Origin of the sequence: Streptomyces sp. NBC_00984 (assembly GCF_045162475.1) — a bacterium.
GTDB lineage: Bacteria > Actinomycetota > Actinomycetes > Streptomycetales > Streptomycetaceae > Streptomyces.
On the sequence record NZ_CP108734.1, the window covers coordinates 4,129,450 to 4,147,536 of the forward strand.

At 69.6% G+C, this 18,087-nt stretch carries 17 protein-coding genes and 2 pseudogenes; 8 read left to right on the plus strand and 11 right to left on the minus strand.

From position 1 onward, the window contains the following. Positions 1-10 precede the first annotated feature (10 nt). The gene (locus tag OG520_RS18220; protein ID WP_266416147.1) at positions 11-769 is read left to right on the plus strand and encodes a phosphoglyceromutase; all 759 of its coding nucleotides are present in this window, start codon (positions 11-13) and stop codon (positions 767-769) included. An 81-nt stretch (positions 770-850) separates the two neighbouring features. On the opposite strand, the pseudogene OG520_RS18225 reads toward OG520_RS18220, so the two are convergent. Continuing rightward, positions 851-1,339: pseudogene (locus OG520_RS18225) on the minus strand (tyrosine-type recombinase/integrase); the annotation flags it as partial. 471 nt (positions 1,340-1,810) lie between these two features. Here OG520_RS18225 and OG520_RS18230 point away from each other — a divergent pair. Beyond that, a complete protein-coding gene (locus tag OG520_RS18230; RefSeq protein WP_399331138.1) occupies positions 1,811-3,337 on the plus strand; it encodes an FAD-binding oxidoreductase in 1,527 nt (508 codons plus the stop codon). Positions 3,338-3,605: 268 nt separating this feature from the next. On the opposite strand, the pseudogene OG520_RS18235 reads toward OG520_RS18230, so the two are convergent. After that, positions 3,606-3,739, minus strand: a pseudogene (locus OG520_RS18235) (IS1380 family transposase); the annotation flags it as partial. Between the two features lie 571 nt (positions 3,740-4,310). Further along, positions 4,311-4,988: a GAP family protein gene (locus tag OG520_RS18240; protein WP_399331136.1), complete on the minus strand. Its 678-nt coding sequence runs from the start codon at positions 4,986-4,988 to the stop codon at positions 4,311-4,313. 369 nt (positions 4,989-5,357) lie between these two features. Here OG520_RS18240 and OG520_RS18245 point away from each other — a divergent pair, with 369 nt between their 5' ends. From OG520_RS18245 to OG520_RS18255, 3 genes are all read left to right on the plus strand, one after another. After that, on the plus strand, positions 5,358-5,948 hold the full coding sequence (locus OG520_RS18245; RefSeq protein ID WP_406013858.1) for a hypothetical protein: 591 nt from the start codon (positions 5,358-5,360) through the stop codon (positions 5,946-5,948). Between the two features lie 179 nt (positions 5,949-6,127). After that, positions 6,128-7,480, plus strand: a complete 1,353-nt coding sequence (locus tag OG520_RS18250; RefSeq protein WP_406013859.1) for a Dyp-type peroxidase — start codon at positions 6,128-6,130, stop codon at positions 7,478-7,480. Positions 7,481-7,533: 53 nt separating this feature from the next. Next, entirely contained in the window at positions 7,534-8,664 is a 1,131-nt protein-coding gene (locus tag OG520_RS18255) for a catalase family protein (RefSeq protein ID WP_406013860.1), read from the plus strand. Between the two features lie 37 nt (positions 8,665-8,701). On the opposite strand, the gene OG520_RS18260 is transcribed toward OG520_RS18255, so the two are convergent. Continuing rightward, complete coding sequence (locus tag OG520_RS18260) at positions 8,702-9,112, minus strand: hypothetical protein (RefSeq protein ID WP_406013861.1); 411 nt, start codon at positions 9,110-9,112, stop codon at positions 8,702-8,704. Positions 9,113-9,184: 72 nt separating this feature from the next. Next, complete coding sequence (locus OG520_RS18265; protein ID WP_399331126.1) at positions 9,185-9,790, minus strand: hypothetical protein; 606 nt, start codon at positions 9,788-9,790, stop codon at positions 9,185-9,187. Positions 9,791-9,925: 135 nt separating this feature from the next. Here OG520_RS18265 and OG520_RS18270 point away from each other — a divergent pair, with 135 nt between their 5' ends. Together OG520_RS18270 and OG520_RS18275 are read left to right on the plus strand one after the other, a co-directional pair. Next, the gene (locus tag OG520_RS18270) at positions 9,926-10,174 is read left to right on the plus strand and encodes a hypothetical protein (protein ID WP_266416166.1); all 249 of its coding nucleotides are present in this window, start codon (positions 9,926-9,928) and stop codon (positions 10,172-10,174) included. After that, positions 10,171-10,413, plus strand: a complete 243-nt coding sequence (locus OG520_RS18275) for a hypothetical protein (RefSeq protein ID WP_093540259.1) — start codon at positions 10,171-10,173, stop codon at positions 10,411-10,413. The genes OG520_RS18270 and OG520_RS18275 overlap by 4 nt, the downstream gene beginning before the upstream one ends. Before the next feature lie 49 nt (positions 10,414-10,462). Here the strand turns inward: OG520_RS18275 and OG520_RS18280 are convergent, their stop codons facing one another. The 3 genes from OG520_RS18280 to OG520_RS18290 all read right to left on the minus strand — a co-directional run bounded on the left by OG520_RS18280 (position 10,463) and on the right by OG520_RS18290 (position 12,938). After that, on the minus strand, positions 10,463-10,804 hold the full coding sequence (locus OG520_RS18280; RefSeq protein ID WP_406013862.1) for an SCO0607 family lipoprotein: 342 nt from the start codon (positions 10,802-10,804) through the stop codon (positions 10,463-10,465). Between the two features lie 104 nt (positions 10,805-10,908). Further along, positions 10,909-11,862, minus strand: a complete 954-nt coding sequence (locus OG520_RS18285; protein ID WP_406013855.1) for an IS481 family transposase — start codon at positions 11,860-11,862, stop codon at positions 10,909-10,911. A 284-nt stretch (positions 11,863-12,146) separates the two neighbouring features. After that, entirely contained in the window at positions 12,147-12,938 is a 792-nt protein-coding gene (locus OG520_RS18290) for a hypothetical protein (protein ID WP_406013863.1), read from the minus strand. A 185-nt stretch (positions 12,939-13,123) separates the two neighbouring features. Between OG520_RS18290 and OG520_RS18295 the strand changes: the two genes are divergently transcribed. Continuing rightward, positions 13,124-14,134, plus strand: coding sequence for a phosphotransferase family protein (locus OG520_RS18295; RefSeq protein WP_406013864.1), 1,011 nt, complete (start codon positions 13,124-13,126; stop codon positions 14,132-14,134). Here the strand turns inward: OG520_RS18295 and OG520_RS18300 are convergent. The 3 genes from OG520_RS18300 to mshA form a co-directional block, all read right to left on the minus strand. Continuing rightward, positions 14,080-15,900, minus strand: a complete 1,821-nt coding sequence (locus OG520_RS18300; protein ID WP_406013865.1) for a glycosyl hydrolase family 28-related protein — start codon at positions 15,898-15,900, stop codon at positions 14,080-14,082. The genes OG520_RS18295 and OG520_RS18300 overlap by 55 nt on opposite strands. Positions 15,901-16,074: 174 nt before the next feature. Continuing rightward, complete coding sequence (locus OG520_RS18305) at positions 16,075-16,608, minus strand: YbjN domain-containing protein (protein ID WP_399334518.1); 534 nt, start codon at positions 16,606-16,608, stop codon at positions 16,075-16,077. A gap of 14 nt (positions 16,609-16,622) precedes the next feature. Further along, positions 16,623-17,975 (minus strand): D-inositol-3-phosphate glycosyltransferase, encoded by a 1,353-nt coding sequence (mshA, locus tag OG520_RS18310; protein WP_406013866.1) that lies wholly within the window; start codon positions 17,973-17,975, stop codon positions 16,623-16,625. Between the last annotated feature and the right edge of the window lie 112 nt (positions 17,976-18,087).

The window sequence follows — 18,087 nt, forward strand, 5'->3', positions numbered from 1 at the left end:
GCTCGGGCCCATGGCCGACGCACCGTACAAGCTGATCCTCCTCCGCCACGGCGAGAGCGAATGGAACGCGAAGAACCTGTTCACCGGCTGGGTGGACGTCAACCTCACGGAGAAGGGCGAGAAGGAGGCAGTCCGCGGCGGTGAGCTGCTCAAGGACGCCGGTCTGCTCCCCGATGTCCTGCACACCTCCCTCCAGAAGCGCGCCATCCGCACCGCGCAGCTCGCGCTGGAGTCCGCGGACCGCCACTGGATCCCCGTCCACCGCTCCTGGCGGCTGAACGAGCGCCACTACGGCGCCCTGCAGGGCAAGGACAAGGCGCAGACGCTCGCCGAGTTCGGCGAGGAGCAGTTCATGCTCTGGCGCCGCTCCTACGACACCCCGCCGCCCGCCCTGGAGGACGGCACCGAGTTCTCGCAGAGCGACGACCCGCGCTACGCGACGATCCCGCCGGAGCTGCGCCCGCGCACCGAGTGCCTCAAGGACGTCGTCGTCCGCATGCTGCCGTACTGGTACGACGACATCGTCCCGGACCTCCTCGACGGCAGGACCGTCCTGGTCGCCGCCCACGGCAACAGCCTCCGGGCCCTGGTCAAGCACCTCGACGGCATCTCCGACGCCGACATCTCGGGCCTGAACATCCCGACCGGCATCCCGCTCGTCTACGAGCTGGACGCCGACTTCCGCCCGCTGAAGCCGGGCGGCACGTACCTCGACCCGGACGCGGCGAAGGCCGCCATCGAGGCTGTGAAGAACCAGGGCAAGAAGTAACAAGAAAAGCGATCATGCCTCCCACCTGCACTTTCCGTGCCGGTGGGAGGCATTTTCACGCCCCGGGTCCACTGTGGGCCCTCAGTGCGGCGGATCCTGCGACGGCCGAAGCGCTTGGCCAAGTGCCTTCCGGGCACGGTCCCGGCTGCTGGGCATGAGGTGCGCGTACACCTTCAGCGTCAACCCGGGGTCGGAGTGCCCGAGGTATTCACTAACGGCCTTGATGCTCTCGCCCGCGTCCAGGAGCACGGACGCGTAGAAGTGCCGGAGGGCGTGCATGCCGTGCTCCCGTGCGGCAGCGTGCTCCCGACTCCTGACTTTCGGGATAACGCCCGCGGACGCCAGGGCGGGCTTCCAGTGGTCCTCATTCAGCGACGTACGCCAGACGTGGCCACCGTTGGGCCCACTGAAGATCAGGCGCTTGGTCACGGGCTGGCCGTTCGACCGCATCCACGGCAACGTGATCTCTGCGGGCGGGAACCGCTCGATGTGCCCCTTGAGCGCTTCCGCCACCGGATCGGGCAGAGGTACGTCGCGAAGCTTGCCGCCCTTCGGAGGCGCGAACACCGGCCAGGGGCGGAAAACGGGCCTGCCAGACCCACGTACCGATGAGGGCCCGTCATCGTGGACCGACCGCGTTGAATAGCTGGTCGAGGAAGCGGGCTTCCGAGGTAAAAGCGCCTACAAATCCGGTGATGACGCGACCGTGGCCTTCTGCCAGTGGTGGTCAGGAAAAACAGGCGGGCGGCCTGACATCAGCGGCCGACACCAACCGGCGTACACGTGCGCACAGCGGCACACCGTTCGCACGATGAGTCCCGCGAGTGACCAGCCCACGGTGCATCCCAAACCGGTTATGACGGGATCCCGCTGAGTTACTCCTTCAGGCTGTCGTCATCGTCCTCAATTGGCGTGTCGGGAAACACCGCATGGTCGCCCCGTTACCGTGCGGGGGTCGACCACAAAGGACTGCCCGGCGGCTGGCGGGTAAGGGCTCCGTCAGCCGCGTAGCGGCGTAGCCCGATCGAGAGGATCTGGACCTTGAGCGATTTTTCCCGCCGCTACCTGCTCAGGGCGTCAGCGGCCGCCGGAGCCGGGGCGATCGTCATCCCGGGCCTTACGGCCGCAGGCGCGCCGGACATTGCGGCCGCGAGCACCTCGGGCCTTCTGGCCGCGAGCGACCCGACTAAAGGGTCGTCGGGATGTCCGCCGGCGAAGCTGACCGGTCGCGTCGTCCGCCCCGGTGACGCCTCGTACACGGATGATCGCATCGACTACGACCAGCTGTTCTCTCACTACCCGCTGGTCATCGTCTTCGCCCAGGAGACCCAGGACGTGGTGAACGCCCTCACCTGGGCGCGGCAGCACAACGTCGCGCTGCGGGTACGCAGCGGCCGCCACGCCCTGGAGGGCTGGTCGAACATCGACAACGGCATCGTGATCGACGTCAGCCAGCTCAAGTCGGTCCACATCGACACCGACGCTCGTATCGCGACGGTCGGCGCCGGCCTGACCCAGTTGGAAGCGGTGACGACGCTCGCCAAGCAGGACCTCGCGGTCACGACCGGAAGCGAGGGCAGCGTCGGCTTGGTCGGTGCGACGGTCGGCGGCGGCCTTGGCCCCCTCAACCGCTGGCTCGGCATGGCCTGTGACAGCCTGATCGGGACCGAGGTCGTCGTCCCGTCGGGTCGCGACTGCGCCGAGGTGATCCATGCCGACCTGAAGGACCACTCAGACCTGCTCTGGGCGCTCCGTGGGGCGGGAAACGGCAACTTCGGAATCGTCACGCAACTCACCTACAAGGTGCACCCGCTCAAGCGCATCGCCTATGTGCAGGCGACCTGGGACGGCCTTACGGACCTGCATGGGATCTTCGATGCATGGCAGCGTACGGTACCGTTCGCCGACAACCGCCTCGGATCCGAAGTCGAGATCCACAAGTCCCAGATCCTGCTGTTCGCGTGGCTCGCGGAGGGCACGGCGGCAGAGGCCAGAAAGATGCTGGCCCCGATCCTGTCGATCGGCACGCCCGATGTGAAGGTGCAGGCCGGTAACTGGGGCCCCATCTTTGCCGGAGCCCAGGTCCCGCGCTCTCAGGAGCCCGCCAACGTGAAGTTCTTCTCACAGTTCGCCAAGAAGCTGTTCCCGAAGAAGGCGATCGACGTCATCGGCTACTACATGCGAAACGCTCCCACGGAGGACAGCAACTACTTCGTCGATGCCTTCGGCGGGGCGATCAAGAAGGAGCCCCGCGGCGGCACCGCGTTCGTGCACCGCGACGCGATTTTCTACGGCGAGATCGGCGCAGCCTGGGGGACTCCTTCAACGACACCAGGCGTCTGCGACCCGCTCACCTCGACGTGCCAGGCCTGGACCGCCGAATTCAGCCAGGCGATGCGCAGCTTCGTGGACGGCGCCTACGTCAACGTGCCGAACGTCGGCATGCAGGAGTGGGAGACCGCCTACTGGGGGAGACGCCACTTCGAGCGGCTGCGCGAGATCAAGGCGAAGTACGACCCCTGCAACGTCTTCCAGTACGAGCAGAGCATCCCGCCCGCGTCACGCTGATCGACAGTTCGCCGTCGGGGCCCCGCCCCGGTCAGGCTCGGCCTTTCACGCAGAAGGGACCGACGCAGTCGAAGGGGTGTCGTTAGCCTCGATCTTGCATGAGGGATCGTCAGCTTGCTGACGATCCCTTTGCTCGTTCAGAGTGAAGATTTCTGCTTGCGGGCAGGGCTGATGGTCCGGCTGTCGTGCCGGGTGGGCGCCGGGTTCCACGGCTCCGGTTGTGATGGTGCTGGTAGCAGGTATGGGATGCTGCTGGTCAGCCAGGGTTGGGCAGAGCTTCGAGCCGGTCGAGGGCGATCTGGATGATCTCCAGCCAGATCTGGCTCTGGGGCGTGTCGTACAGGGCAGGTTGCGCAGGCCGGTGGAACGGGCGGCGCGGATGCGGTCCTCGGCGCGGACGCGCGGTGCTGACATCAGCAGCTGACATCAACAAGCACGGACAGCGGTGCATAGTCACGGACGGTTACCTGAAGCAAGGTGCGACGTTGATGCATTGGATGGCTTCTGCGACTTGATCGACTGCGACCTGCACGCGCCTACGGATCAGAAGGTTGCAGGTTCGAATCCCTGCCGAGTGCAAACAGACAAGAGGCCCCGGAGAGATCCGGAGCCTCTTGCGTTTCCCTGCGGGCGGAGGGGGCCGTGCTCGCAAGCCCGGTGGGAGGCTGCTCCTCTTCGTGAGTGAGGGTCCGGGGCGACACCGCCGGGCCCTCACTGGGCCCTCCGAGGAAGACCAACGACGACAGACAACGGCCACCAACGACCGCCCAAACGCAGGCCAGTTGGGGCGCACACCTCTCTGACCAGCGGCGAAATACGGGCCCGCCAGACCCAGGGCAAGAAGTAGCCCGGCACGATCAAGCCCCCTGCCTGCGGACGCTCCGCGGGCAGGGGGCTTGTCACTGCACCGAGGCCGGGCCGTCAGGTGCGGGAGGAGCCGGACCGGGCCGTGTCGAAGACGGCGGCAGGCCTGTCAGGAGGTGAGGACGGAGATGCCGTCTCCGAGCAGTTTCAGCCCGAGAACGAAGAACAGGACGGCCATCACGGCGACGTTGTGCTGAGCCGCCCAGTCTTTCCAGTTGCCGAGAGTGGTCCTGGCCCGTTCTCCCCCGAGCAGGAAGACTCCCAGCGGGGTCAGCAGGCCGAGGGTGGCGATCAGGACGAAGATCACCAGCAGTGCGATCTGCTGACCGACCGGCAGTCCGGCCGAGCCGATCGCGGCGCCCGCGGCGATGGTCAGCGGGGCGTTCTTGGCGTTGAGCGCGGCCAGGGCCAGTCCGAGTGCGAAGACCTTGACCGGCGTGAGGCGGTCGATCGCGCCCATCCACTTCGGCAGCTGGGCCTGCGACGGATCCTTGGGACGCCGATGCCATTGCCGAGCGCCGAAGAGGACGAGGAGCACGCCCAGAGCGAGCTTGAGGGCTCCCACCCAGGTGGCCGGGTGATTGTGGGCGGAGGCGCCTGCGGGGGAAGCGATGGCCAGCATCACCGCGCCCAGTGCCGAGAGTCCCAGGATCCAGCCGACGGTGAAGAGGACTCCGTTGAGATGCCCCCGGGGCGTGGCGAGTACGAGGATGATCGCGATGATCGGGAGCGGGCTCACCGCGACGGCCGCCGCGAAACCCAGGACGTCGCCGAGAACTGCGCCCATGGTTGCCTCCGTGTGGGGGTCGGCGTGGCGATCCGCAGCGGGGCTCGGCGTAGGCGGGTGCCACGACCGCCTGGGCGGCGCAGTGGCCGGTTGCGTGGTCGGCTGCGCCGCTGTGGCCGGGGCCGCGCGGAAGGGCTGCCGAAGGGTGGTGACGCCGACGTACTCGGCATGTCCCTGTTCCATCTTCCTGCGCCGGGCCTGATCTGTCCTCGGGAGCGGGCGCGGCACGGAACGTCATGGCCATCACGCCCAGGAGCCGAGATGCGAGGCAGCGCATCCGTGGTGAGGATTGCTGTGTGAGGGCGAGGGCGCCCCATGTTCCGGGCGCTTGGCGACCCTCGCATCGATCCGTGGCAGGAGAATCTCACGATGACTGCGACGACAGGTGCGGCCCGATCAGCTCACCCCGAGCGGCCAGGCAGGTCGGACGGGGTCTGCAGCGAGTTCACCGTCTTCACCAAGATCAAGCCGGGCGAGGCCGACGCCCTGCGTGAGGATCTCGCCACGCTCTCCGACGCGGCGGACGACGAGCGGGTCCATGCGGCGGTGCGCCAGATCGGCACCCTGCATGACGCACGGCACGTGATCTTCGACAATGACACCCGGTTCATGTTCGCCAGCGTCTTCGACGGCTCCTGGGACACCTACATCGACGACTTCGCCAAGACGGTGGTCGGGGCCCGCTTCGACAAGGTCTTCTCGCACAGCGAAGGGTTCCCCGGCGTCAGCGATCCGGGGGCCAAGGACTGGTTCGTCGCCCACCAGGCGCCTGCGGGGGTCTTCGTCAGCGCCTACCCCGATCTGACCGTTCAGCAGATCTACAAGGACCAGCGAGTGGACGACGCGTTCCAGGACGTGCTGGACACCCCCGAGTTCCGGTCGGCGCTGGACAACCCGGCGAACGCCGAGCTGGTGGCCACCCCGGCCTTCCAGAAGCTGCTGGCGGAAGCCTCGGCCTAGGGCCTGTTCGCGAGACCCGCCCTCCGGGCGGACGACGCTACTTCTGAAACACGCCCTGGAACCAGCACACGACCGCCCCTGAGAGCCGACCCCACATCCGTGGACCGCGTCGGCGGGCGCGGAAACCAGTCGCTGCTCGGACTGTCCGGGCGGAGACCGATGTGGAGGCACGAGCAAGCATGAATGCGACGGCAAGCAGCAGCACGGCCGGCGGGCGCGTCGAGATCGACGACGTCCAGAGCGGGGCACTGCGTCCACGGCCCGTGCCCTACGAGGGAAAGTTCATCTTCCTGCGCGTCGATGACCGCCGCGCCGGGCGCGCCCTGCTGCGGCGGCTGATCCCCGTGACCTCGGGTGGCCTGCCCGGCGCGGATCGGAGGCAGGACGCCTGGGTGGCCGTGGCGTTCACCTACCAGGGGTTGAGGGCCCTGGGGGTGCCCCAGGAGTCGCTGGACAGCTTCCCGCGGGCGTTCCGTGAGGGCATGGCCACTCGGGCGGAAATGATCGGCGACGTGGGCGAGAGCGCACCGGCCCGCTGGGAGACACCGTTCGGAACGGGCGAGGTCCACATCGCGTTGAGCGCCCTCTCCTCGGACACGGCCCAGCTGGACGAGCAACTGGAGCGGGCCCGTGTCGCCTACGAGGACACACCCGGTGTCCGGGTGATCTGGCAGCAGGAGGTACGCCAGCTCCCGACCGGGCGCACCACCTTCGGCTTCCGTGACGGCATCAGCCATCCGAACATCGAGGGCGTCGGACTGCCCGGCTCCAACCCGCAGGAAACACCCATCAAGGCGGGCGAGTTCATCCTCGGCTACCCCGACGAGACCGGCAGCCTGCCGCCCATGCCCAGCCCCGATGTGCTGGGGCGCAACGGGACCTACGTGGCCGTTCGCAAGGTCCACACCAATGTGGCGGCCTGGCGCCGCTACCTGCGCGCGAACAGCTCCAGCGCCGAGGAGGAGGCGCTCCTGGCGGCGAAGATGGTCGGGCGCTGGCCCAGCGGGGCGCCGCTGGCCCTCTCGCCGGAGCACGATGATCCGGAGCTGGCGGCCGATCCGGACCGCGTCAACAACTTCCTGTACCGGGAGAACGACGATCGCGGCTACCGGTGCCCCGCCGGTGCGCACATCCGGCGCACCAACCCCCGCGATTCCACCATCATCGGCGACGCACGGATGCACCGCCTCATCCGTCGCGGCACCACCTACGGGCCGCCGCTGCCCGAGGGCGTGCTGGAGGACGACGGTGCCGACCGGGGCCTGGTCGGAGCCTTCATCGGGGCCCACCTGGAACGACAGTTCGAGTTCATCAAGGCCGAGTGGGTCAACGACGGCAACTTCATCGGCTACCCCGGCGAGAAGGACCCGGTGGCCGGGCATCACGGCGGAACCGGCAGCGTCACCATCCCCGGGAAGCCGGTCCGGCGTCGCCTGCGGAACCTGCCCAGCTTCGTGGTCACCCGAGGCGGCGAGTACTGCTTCCTGCCGGGTCTGCGTGCCCTGCGCTGGCTCGCCGAACTGGAGGACTGACGGCGATTCTCACCCCCAGGTCCGATCACGCTCTCCGAGGAGAGGTCGAAGTCATGGCAGCACAGTTCGTCCGCTACACGCCCGAGGTCGAAGACGATGACCCGCACTTCGACGAGAACCTGCGGACGGTGATCGAGAAGACCGAGAGCTACATCGCCGAATCGGTCGAGACCGGTGGTACCGGACGGGCCCTCCGCGATGCCCACGCCAAGGGCTACGGGCTGGTCCGGGGGGAAGTGGAGATCCTGGACGGGCTTCCCCCCGAGTACGCCCAAGGCATCTACGCGACCCCGGGAACCCACGACGCACTCATCCGCTTCTCCAACGGCTCGCCTCACGCCGGAGCCGACGCGCGACTGGGCGCCGCCACCGGACTGGCACTGAAGATCTTCGGCATCCCCGGCCCGACCCTGCTGGAAGACGAACCGGACACCGGCACATTCGACTACGCCAACATCAACGGACCGATCTTCTTCTGCAACACGGTCGAGCACTACCTGTTCATCCAGGAACTGTTCCTGAACGCGCCGGCCTACTTCTCCCGGGGCCGGCCCGGCGCACATCGCTTCTTCACCGATTTCGTGAGCGGAAAGGGAACGCTGGACCAGGACGACTGGGCGTGGGACGAGTTCCTGGCCTTCCTGCGCCTGTCGAAGACTCCCCCGGCCAATCTTTTGCTGTCGAGCTACTGGACGATGGGCGCGGTCCGGCACGGGGACTACATCGCCAAGGTGCGCATCACCCCCGACCCGTCCTCCGCCGCCGCGGTGGTCCGGCGCGACATCGACCCGACCTCCGCGCAGGAGGTCTTCCGGCCGGCCCTCCAGGCCGAACTGCAGGAACGGCCCTACGCCTTCGACATCCAGGTCCAGCTCTGCACCGACCTGGAGCGCATGCCGGTGGAGGACACCACCGTGGAGTGGCCCGAACAGCTCTCGCCGTCCGTCACCGTGGCGAAGCTGCGGCTGCCGCGGCAGGACATCTCCGGCCCGGAGAACCTGGAGAAGATGGACTCGCTGTCCTTCACGCCCTGGCGGGTCACCGCCGAGCACGCGCCCCTCGGCAACATCATGCGGGCCCGCAAGGAGGTCTACCGGCGCTCCTCCATCGAGCGCCACGAGCTCAACCGACAGCCGCGGACGGAACCCCGCAGCGCCGACGAGGTACTTGGCCCACCCCGATGAGGCCGGCCGGCACCGAGGCAAGCGCCCGCCCCGGCCCTCACCCCGCCGGTCCGTCCGGGGCGTCGTGGAGGCCGCCGAGTTCGGCGACGAGTGCCGTGTCGCGCATGCCGGGCAGGACGTATCCCTCCCCCTCGTCCCACGGGACGTCGACGTCATCCAGGTGGACGTGCCACTCCGCTCCCCCGACGGCGCGGCGCAGCTCGCTGACGGAGTCGAGCACATGGGCCGTCACCGGCAGCCACCTGCCGGGGTCGCCCGGCAGTTTCGTGGACCCGGCGACGATCTCGTCGTCCTCGTCGCCGTCACCCGGGCCGTACAGATACAGGCTCTCCTCGTCGTCGTACGGGAAGGTCTCCGTGCGGGCGGCGACGACGCGCTCGATCGCGGCGGACTCGGCCCCGGTCAGCGGCTCCGCCCGGCGGGCACTGTAGTAGACAGAAACGCTCATGGCCCGAGCGTACGGCGGGGGTGTGACAACGCCGGCCGGTCCACCGGTCCTGATCCGCCGGGCCGGCCCGCCCTACCCCAACGCCCGTTCCAGGCGCCCCGCGAGGCCGTCCCGGGGGCGGCACTCGACCACCGGCAGCCCGTGCCGGGCCGCCTGGTCGGCGAGCCAGTGCGAGTACGCGGCGCTGACCTGTGCCCGGTGCCGCTGTTCGCCGCTGTCGGGCTCCCGGGAGGCGTAGTTGGCGGTGATCCGGTCCGGGTCCTGTTCGTGCAGGAACACCGCCCGTACCCGGCGTCCGGCCGCCCGTCCCTCGCGGATCGCTTCCGCCGCGGCGGCCGGGGTGAGGTAGTCGCCCTCGATCACGGCGGGCACGTCGACGGTCAGGCGGTTGCGGACCACGCCCAGCACCGCGGGTTCGAGGGCCCTGGCGGTGGCGATCTGGAGATCCAGCACCTGGTCGACGGTGAGCCGCGCCGTGTCGGGGATGCCGTCGAAGTGGTGGAGTGCGGGATGGTGTTCGGCCGTCGTCATGGCCTCGACGGCGCTGACGACGTCGTCGAACTCGACCACGAACCGTTTCGACTCGTCCGATCCACCGGCCAGTTGGGCCGCCGCCCGGCTCTTGCCGACGCCCGAAGCCCCACCGATCAGCAATATGTCCCATGATGTCGCTGTCACGGGGGGACCGTATCGCGTGGGCTCCGTGTCCGTCGTCGGCGCTGGCGCTACGGTGACCCGAGTACCGGCCCTCGCAAGGGCGGAGCCGACCGGACGGGCCGTGCGGGGAGAGCAAGGAGAGCGGGGAGAGCAACCATGGGCGAGCCCCTGAAGACCTTCGTCGGCGGTGCCGAGGTCGACGTGCCCAACAGCATTCCGGCCATCCGGGCCACACTGCCCGAGGAGAGACGCGAGGAGTTCGACCGCGCCATCAACGAGGCGGGTGTGCACGAGATCCAGGCCGTGATGCGGCACTGGATGCTGGAGGCCGTACCCGATCCCGAGGCCGAACGGATCCTGGACCGGCTGGCGCAGGACGAGGCCGAGAGGCGGAGCGTCGCTTGAGCTTCCGTATCTCCTACGCACCGCCCGCCGACGACTCCCTGGCCAAGATGCGCGACGGCGAGACCTTCCGCGCCGAGATGGCCCGCACCCTGGGCCTCGACCCGTACGGACACGGATCGTCGGCCGTCAAGAGCGAGCGCGACCGCCGCGAGGCGACGGTCGCCGGGGCGATCGTGCTCTATTACGTCTCCGGGTCCGTCCTGATCGTCACCGTGGTCAGGCTCGTCCCGCTACCCTGAGCCGGCGTCCGCCCTAAGGACTGTCCCGTCATCCCTGGCGGGACAGCCCTTAGGAACCGGCCGGGACTTCGATGATCCGGCCGTCCTTGTCCACGCTGTGGGTCCGCCAGTACTTGTCCCACTTGTCGTCCACGTGCTCGGGGACCTTGCCCTTCGGGTACCGGACGTATCCCTTCGGCGGGTCCTCGTCGTCGGGCACACAGGCCGATCCGGTGCTTCCGATCGTCATGACCGGATACTCGCCGCCGCCACAGATCGCGTCCTCCAGCGAGCAGCCCGTGGTCAGCGCCGCCACGGTCACGGAGGCCAGGGCGAGCCCCACTGCGGAACGGCTCGGGGGGCGTCCGCTCCTCGCGGACGCCCCCCGGCCGAGTCGGCTGATCCGGTACATAGTCGCTCCTCGTCGCTGGCTGGTACTACCAGCCTGCACGAGGCGCGAAACTCCGATCATGAGTACGAATACTCACGTGCGGGACGCCACGTACCCGTCCGGCCCTAGGTGTATTGCCCTGTGAGGTTGGGGACGCGGCTGGCGGGTGGTTTGCCTTTGAGTGCGGTGTGTCCGCGGTGGTGATTGTAGGTGTGGAGCCATCGGGGGTAGGCGTCGCGTCGTTCGGCCTCGGAGCGGTAGGTCGTCGCGTAGGCCCACTCGTCGAGCAGGGTGCGGTTGAAGCGTTCGACCTTGCCGTTGGTCTGGGGCCGGTAAGGGCGGGTCCGCTTGTGCGCGATGCCGGCCGCTGCGAGGGTGTCGCGCCAGGCGTGTGATTTGTAGCAGGCTCCGTTGTCGGTCAGGACCCGTTCGACGGTGATGCCGCATGAGGTGAAGAACTGCTGGGCCCGGGTCCAGAAGGCGGTGGCGGTCTCCTTGCGTTCGTCACCGTGGATCTCGCTGTAGGCGAGGCGGGAGTGGTCGTCGACGGCGGTGTGGATGTAGCTGTAGCCGGCGTTCGCCCGGTTCTTGCGGCCCGCGGGCCGGCCGAGGGCTCTGTGTCCGCCGCCGTCGGGGATGTTGCCGAGTTTCTTGATGTCGACGTGGACGAGTTCGCCGGGCCGGTCGCGTTCGTAGCGGCGTATGACGCGGCCGGTGGCCCGGTCGAGATGGGTGAGGCGGGCCAGGCGGTAGCGGGTCAGGACGCGGTGCACGGTGGAGGGCACCAGCCCGAGCAGGTGCGCGATGCGGGCCGGTCCCCACCGGCGCAGGACGCGGACCTTGATGATCCGGCGTTCGGTGCGGGTCGGGGTGCGGCGCGGGCTGGTGTGCGGGCGGGAGGAACGGTCGGTCATGCCCGCCTCGCCGAACAGCCGGTACCGGTCCGCCCAGCGTTGGGCCGTGGTCGGTGAGACCTGGAAGCGTTCGGCGGCCCGGCGAAGCGGCCAGCCGTCCTCAACCACGCAGCGGGCCAGGCGCAGGCGTCCGGTCTCGGTCAGGGGTGCATTACGGTGGGGCACGAGGGCCTTTCAGTTGGTGTAGACGTCGCAATCCACACCGAACCGGAAGGCCCTCACCCGTTCAAGATCCCTCAACCGAGACCTGCATCACCCGTCCACAACCTCCCGGGACAGAACACCTAGGGCCTGTCCGGCGGATCAGGGTCGGACAGGGCGCGGCGGCTGGTGCGGTGCATCGCAAGGCGCCGGGGCGTCCTAATAGCGGAGCTATTCGGACGTTTCGGCAACGCTGCGAGGTGCCGTGTCAGCCGCCGCGACCCCGGCCGTGATCCGCCGGACAGGCCCTAGGCCAGCTTCGCGGCCTGCGCCTCGACCACCGCGGTCGGCAGCTCGAAGTCCCCGCCGCCGCCCATCGCGGCCAGGTTCATCGAGGAGAACGAGGCGAACGAGGCGCCCTGACGCATGGCCACGAGCTTGAACTCGACCTTCTCCCCGCCCTGTTCCACCTGAACGGACCAGGCCGCCGCCTCCTCGCCGCCCTTGACCTGCTCCTCGGTGATCTTGCTGACCTTCTGCTTCTCACCGGCCGCCGTGAACGCGAAGCCACCGGCGCACTCGGTGGCGGCGGTGCGCAGCGAGGCGACCGACTCCTGCGCGCCCTTGCCGTCGTACGAACCGAGGGCCAGTTGCGTCGTCGTGATGTCGAACGCCGCCTTGAACGCCTCCTCGGCGTCCCCGCTGTCCTGCTTGTCCAGGTTGCTCTTCTTCGGTTCGCTGACGACCGTGCGCTTGGTGAACGCTCCCGGCTCACCGACCTGCGCGCCCATCAGCGCGTCGGCGAACGGGGCGCAGACCTCCTTCTCGACCTTGATGTCGTCGGCGGAGACCACGTCCTTGGCCGCGGCCTTGGAAATCTTGTGCCCCTTGACGTCGCCCTGGGTCAGCGCGGCCTTCTCCAGCTCGGCGGCGCTCAGCGCCTTGCCGGCGGGCGCGGCGGCCGCGGACTCCTTGCCCTTGGCGTCCGCCCCCTTGTCCCCGGAACCGGAGTCCGAGCCGCCGCCGCACGCGGTGGCGAGCAGGGCCAGGGACACCGCGGTGGCGGCAACAGCGGTACGGCGTACGGCGGTGGAGCGCATGGTCCGGTCCGTCTCTATGAGCTGGGTGTTCGGTTTTGCTCACTCTATGAGCGGAAATTGGTTTGATGATCAATCAAGTCGGGCACGGGATGCGATCGTGACGGCGCCGTGATCATCCTGTGAAGGCACCGTCCGTTACCACCACGGCCCACACCGGGACCCGGCGCGCAGGCACAATCGCTCCCATGCAGGCAGACGGAACAACCTCAGCCGTTCTCCGCTCCGTTGGACTGACGGAGGACCGGATCGCCCGATGCGCGCCGCTCGCCGGAGGCACGTTCAACACGGTCTCCCGGGTGACGCTCACCGACGGCGGCGAATGGGTGGTGAAGATACCGCCGCCAGCGACCCCCGGAACGCTGATGGGCTACGAGCGCGATCTGCTGGTCAACGAGGCAACGTTCTACACCTCCGCGGACGGTTCGGCACCGGTCCCCCGTGTCCTGCACAGCGAGCTCGACCCGGCCGCGCCGACCGGCCCGTACGTGGTGATGTCGGCCTGTCCGGGGCGGTCGTGGAGCGAGTTCGCTCCCGGCTCCCTGCCTGCTGCCGAGGAGCGCCGGCTGAGGAAGGACCTGGGGCGGATCGTCGCCCGGCTGCACGCCGTCACGAACCCCGCGGGCTTCGGCTATCCCTCCCTGGCGGTGGGCCCGCTGGCCCCGTCCTGGCGGCAGGCGTTCACCGCGATGACCGACGCCGTCCTCGCCGACGCGGACGCCTACCGCGCCCGGCTGCCGCGCCCGACGGCCGGTATCCGTGCCCTGCTCGCCGCCGCGTCGCCCGTGCTCGACGACGTCGCGCGGCCCGCCCTGGTCCACTTCGACCTGTGGCAGGGCAACCTTCTCGTCGACGGCGAGCCCGGTGCGCGGACCATCGGCGGGATCGTCGACGGCGAGCGGATGTTCTGGGGCGACCCGGTCGCCGACTTCGTATCGCTCGCCCTGTTCGGGAACATGGAGGACGACGAGGACTTCCTCGCCGGGTACGCGGACGGCAGCGGACGACCGGTGGTGTTCGGCGCGTCCGTGCGGCTGCGACTGGCGCTCTACCGCTGCTACCTCTACCTGATCATGCTGGTGGAGACCGTCCCGCGCCGCGCTTCCGGGGAGGACCTGGAATGGGCGTGGACAGAGGTCGCCCCTCAGCTCGAATCGGCCCTGGCGGACGTGGAGTCGGCGCTGCGCACAAGGGACTGAGCGCGGCGCCCGCCTCCCGCCGGCCTCAGAGCCAGGGCCCGCTGGGCGTCGTGCAGATTGGGCGGCCACACCGCTTCCGGTGTGCCGTACGCCTCCAGCCGGGTGTGCAGATCGCCGGTGAAGTCGGGGACGTCGATCTGGTCGAACTCCGTCACCTCGCTGATGCCGACCGTCGCGCTGTACGGGGCGAGTCCGTCGATCCGCATCAGGCCCGCCCGGCCGTTGGTGACCCGGATGTTCCAGTGCGTGAAGCGGGCGCCGAAGAGCGGCCCCGCGCTCGCGTCGCCGCCGTGCCGCCCGTTGTTGTCCACCGTGATGTCGGTGCGGACATTGGCGAACGGCATGCCCCGGTGGGAGTCGAACGTCCCCATCTCCATCACGCCGCGCGACCACACGTTGTGGCTGGACAGACCCTCGACGTTGATGCCGTGCAGTTGCGTCCCGGCGGGCGCGGGCACGGTGCGCCGCTCGATCGTGAAGTCCTCGATCAGGTTGTCGTGCGAGCCCTCGCGGCAGTAGTACGGATGGTGCGAGCCGCGCCCGGCGACCTTCGTACGGCGCAGGGTGCAGGCGGAGGCGGCGATCAGGCCGAAGCCGTTGTCGACGTGGCGGACGGTGATGTCGTCGGCCCAGCAGTCGTACGCGCACTGGAAGGCGACCCCGTTGTACCCCTTGTCGAGCAGATGCGGCGACTGCGGGGTCTCGACCGCTTCGAGCGTGAGGCCCTCGACGCCGGAGCCGGTGAGCGGGGTGACGAGGGTGGTCAGCCGCGGATCCCACTCGGGTCGGACGTCGAGCGGGAGCGGGCGCTCCAGCGTGACCCGGTGGCCGTGCACGGAGGTGACGCGGACCGGCCACTCGTAGGGGACGTACGAGGTCAGCTTGGTCTTGTCGTCCCAATGGTAGGCCTCGGGGCCGGGGCCGCCGCCCGCCATGTGCTCCAGGAGCGTGTGGCCTGCGTCGTCGGCGAGCCGGAGCAGGACGAGCCCGCCGTGCCTCAGCCCCGTCGTGTCCCGGACCGTGATCGAGCGGTCGCCCCGGCGGGCGGGGGCGACGGCGGTCAGCGTCCGCCACTCGTCGCGCCGGTTGCCGGTCCAGCCCTCGAAGGGCCAGGACTTCACCCTGATCGCGTCGGTGAGCGAGGTCCAACGGTCGGTCGGGCAGAGCCAGATGAGGCCGCCGGCCCAGGACCAGCTGGACTTGTCGCCGCCGTACCGGCTGCCGTACACCCCGATCAGCTCGGTGAGGTTCCTGGTCGCGTACAGCTTGGTGCGCCCGCTGCCCGCGCCGCGCACCACCACGTCGCTGTGGCCGATCCGGATGATGTCGTCGATGCGGTACGTGCCTTCGGGGATGAGCACCGTGCCGCCGCCGCGCTCTCCGGCGGCGGCGATGGCACGGTTGATCGCGGGGGCGGCGTCCGTGGAGCCGTCGGGCTTCGCGCCGTAGTGCCGGACGTCGGCGACGAAGCCGCGGCCGGTTCGGCGGGGCGGGCGGGAGCCGCTTCGGTAGCCGGCCCGGCCGATGTACGGGATCTGCGGATGGGTGAACGGGGCGGCGGCGAACTCCCGCCAGAGCGGGGTGGCCGCTCGCGATCCGCCGACGGTCGCCCGGCCCTCGGCGGCGGCTGCCGGGCCGCTGCCGGTGGTACCGGTGACCGCCGTCGCGGCGACAGCCACGGCACCGGCCAGCAACCCACGCCTGCTGATGTTCCCCTCGATCGCCATGTATCCGATCGCCATGAATCCGAGCCGCCTTTCATCCATGTGAACGACGTTCATATCTGCGTCGGCGGCGAGCATGCCACGGCTCCGCTGCACGACGAAAGAGGCGTGCAGCGGTGAATCTTCAGGCGGGTTCCGTCAGTTGGGCCGGTCGACAGGGCCCCGGTCCGGCCGGTCGGCCGCGCCGCGGCCCACAGCCACGCCGCGGCCCGCAGGTCATCCGGCCGGGCGCTGGGTCAGATGCGTGAACGCGTCCAGGTTCCGGGTGGATTCGCCGCGCGACACCCGCCACTCGTACTCCTTGCGGATCGCGCTCGCGAAACCCAGCTCCAGCAAGGTGTTGAAGGAACCGTCGGCCGCTTCGAGGACCGTGCCGAGCAGCCGGTCGAGCTCCTGCGGGGTGACCACGGTCAGCGGCAGCTTGCCGACCAGATAGATGTCGCCGAGCCCGTCGATCGCGTAACTCACCCCGAAGAGGCGGAGGTTGCGCTCCAGCAGCCAGCGGTGGACCGCGGCGTCGTTCTCGTCCGGGTGGCGTACGACGAAGGCGTTGAGGGAGAGCGAGTGCTTGCCGACGCGCAGCGAGCAGGTGGTGGACAGCTTGCGCGTGCCGGGCAGTTTGACCACGTAATCACCCGGCCCGGGGCTCTCCCATTCGAGCCCGGCGTCCTTCAGGGTCGCCTCGATGACCTGCGCGACCCGCGTCGTCGCCGCTTCGGTCGGTGCCGCTCCGCCGGGTACGTCAGCCATGGTGCGAGCGTACGTCAGCCATGGAGCGAGCGTACGCGGCGGCGGTGTTCGTGCATCGCGGCCGTGTACACGTCGGCGGTCGCGGACGCGGCGGTGTCCCAGCCGAAGCCCTGGGCGTGCGCGGCGGCCGCCGCGCCCATCCGGGCGACCAGTTCCGGCGCGTCGGCGAACCGGGCCAGCGCCTGCGCGTACGCCTGCGGATCGTGCCCGGGTATCAGGAAGCCGCTGACCCCGTCCCGCACCGCCACCGGGAGACCGCCCACGGCCGCCGCGACGACGGGGGTGCCCGCCGCCTGCGCCTCGATGGCGACCAGGCCGAAGGACTCGCTGTGCGAGGGCATGACCAGCACGGAAGCGGCCCGGAACCAGTCGGCGAGCTGCTCCTGCCCGACCGGCGGCTGGAACCGTACGACATCGGCGATGCCCAGCCGCGCCGCCAGCTTCTGCAGCCCCTCCGGCTTGGTCAGCCCGCTGCCGCTCGGGCCGCCGACGACCGGTACGACCATCCGGGAGCGCAGCGTGGGATCGCGGTCCAGCAGGACGGCGACCGCCCGCAGCAGCACATCGGGGGCCTTGAGCGGCTGGATGCGGCCCGCGAAGAGCGGAATCAGGGCGTCCTTCGGCAGTCCGAGGCGCGCCCGTGCCGCGGCCCGCCCGTCGGCGGGGCTGAAGCGGTCCAGGTTGACCCCGGGGTGGACGACGGCGACGGACCCGGGATCGGCCTCGTAGAAGCGGACGAGCTCGTCCGCCTCCTCGGCGGTGTTGGCGATCAGCCGGTTCGCCGCGTCGACGATCTGGGTCTCGCCGATGACGCGGGCCGCCGGCTCGGGGGTGTCGCCCGCCGCGAGCGCCGCATTCTTGACCTTCGCCATGGTGTGCATGGCGTGGACGAGCGGGACGCCCCAGCGCTGGGCGGCGAGCCAGCCGACATGGCCGGAGAGCCAGTAGTGGGAGTGGACGAGGTCGTAGTAGCCGGGGCGCTGGCCGGCCCACGCCTGCATCACGCCGTGCGTGAAGGCGCAGAGCTGGGCGGGCAGCTCCTCCTTGGCCAGGCCCTCGTACGGCCCCGCGTCGACGTGCCGGACCAGGACGCCGGGCGCCAGCTCGACCACCGGGGGGAGCCCGCCGGTGGTGGACCGGGTGAAGATCTCGACCTCGATGTTGATCGCGGCGAGGCGCCTGGCCAGCTCCACGATGTAGACGTTCATCCCGCCCGCGTCGCCCGTGCCCGGCTGGTGCAGGGGCGAGGTGTGCACGGAGAGCATCGCGATGCGGCGGGGCTTGCGGTGGCCGCCGGGGAACGCGGCGGGGAACCTGAGGCGCGGTGCGACACGGCTGCTGCCGAGCCGGGAGACGTACTGATTCACGTCGTCCGGTCCTCCTCATCCAGGGCATGACACCGAAGGGACCCGAGCCCCTGCGATCGGCTGCAACAGCGGAATACCTCCTTTCATTTCCGCTTTGCCAAATCATTGCAGT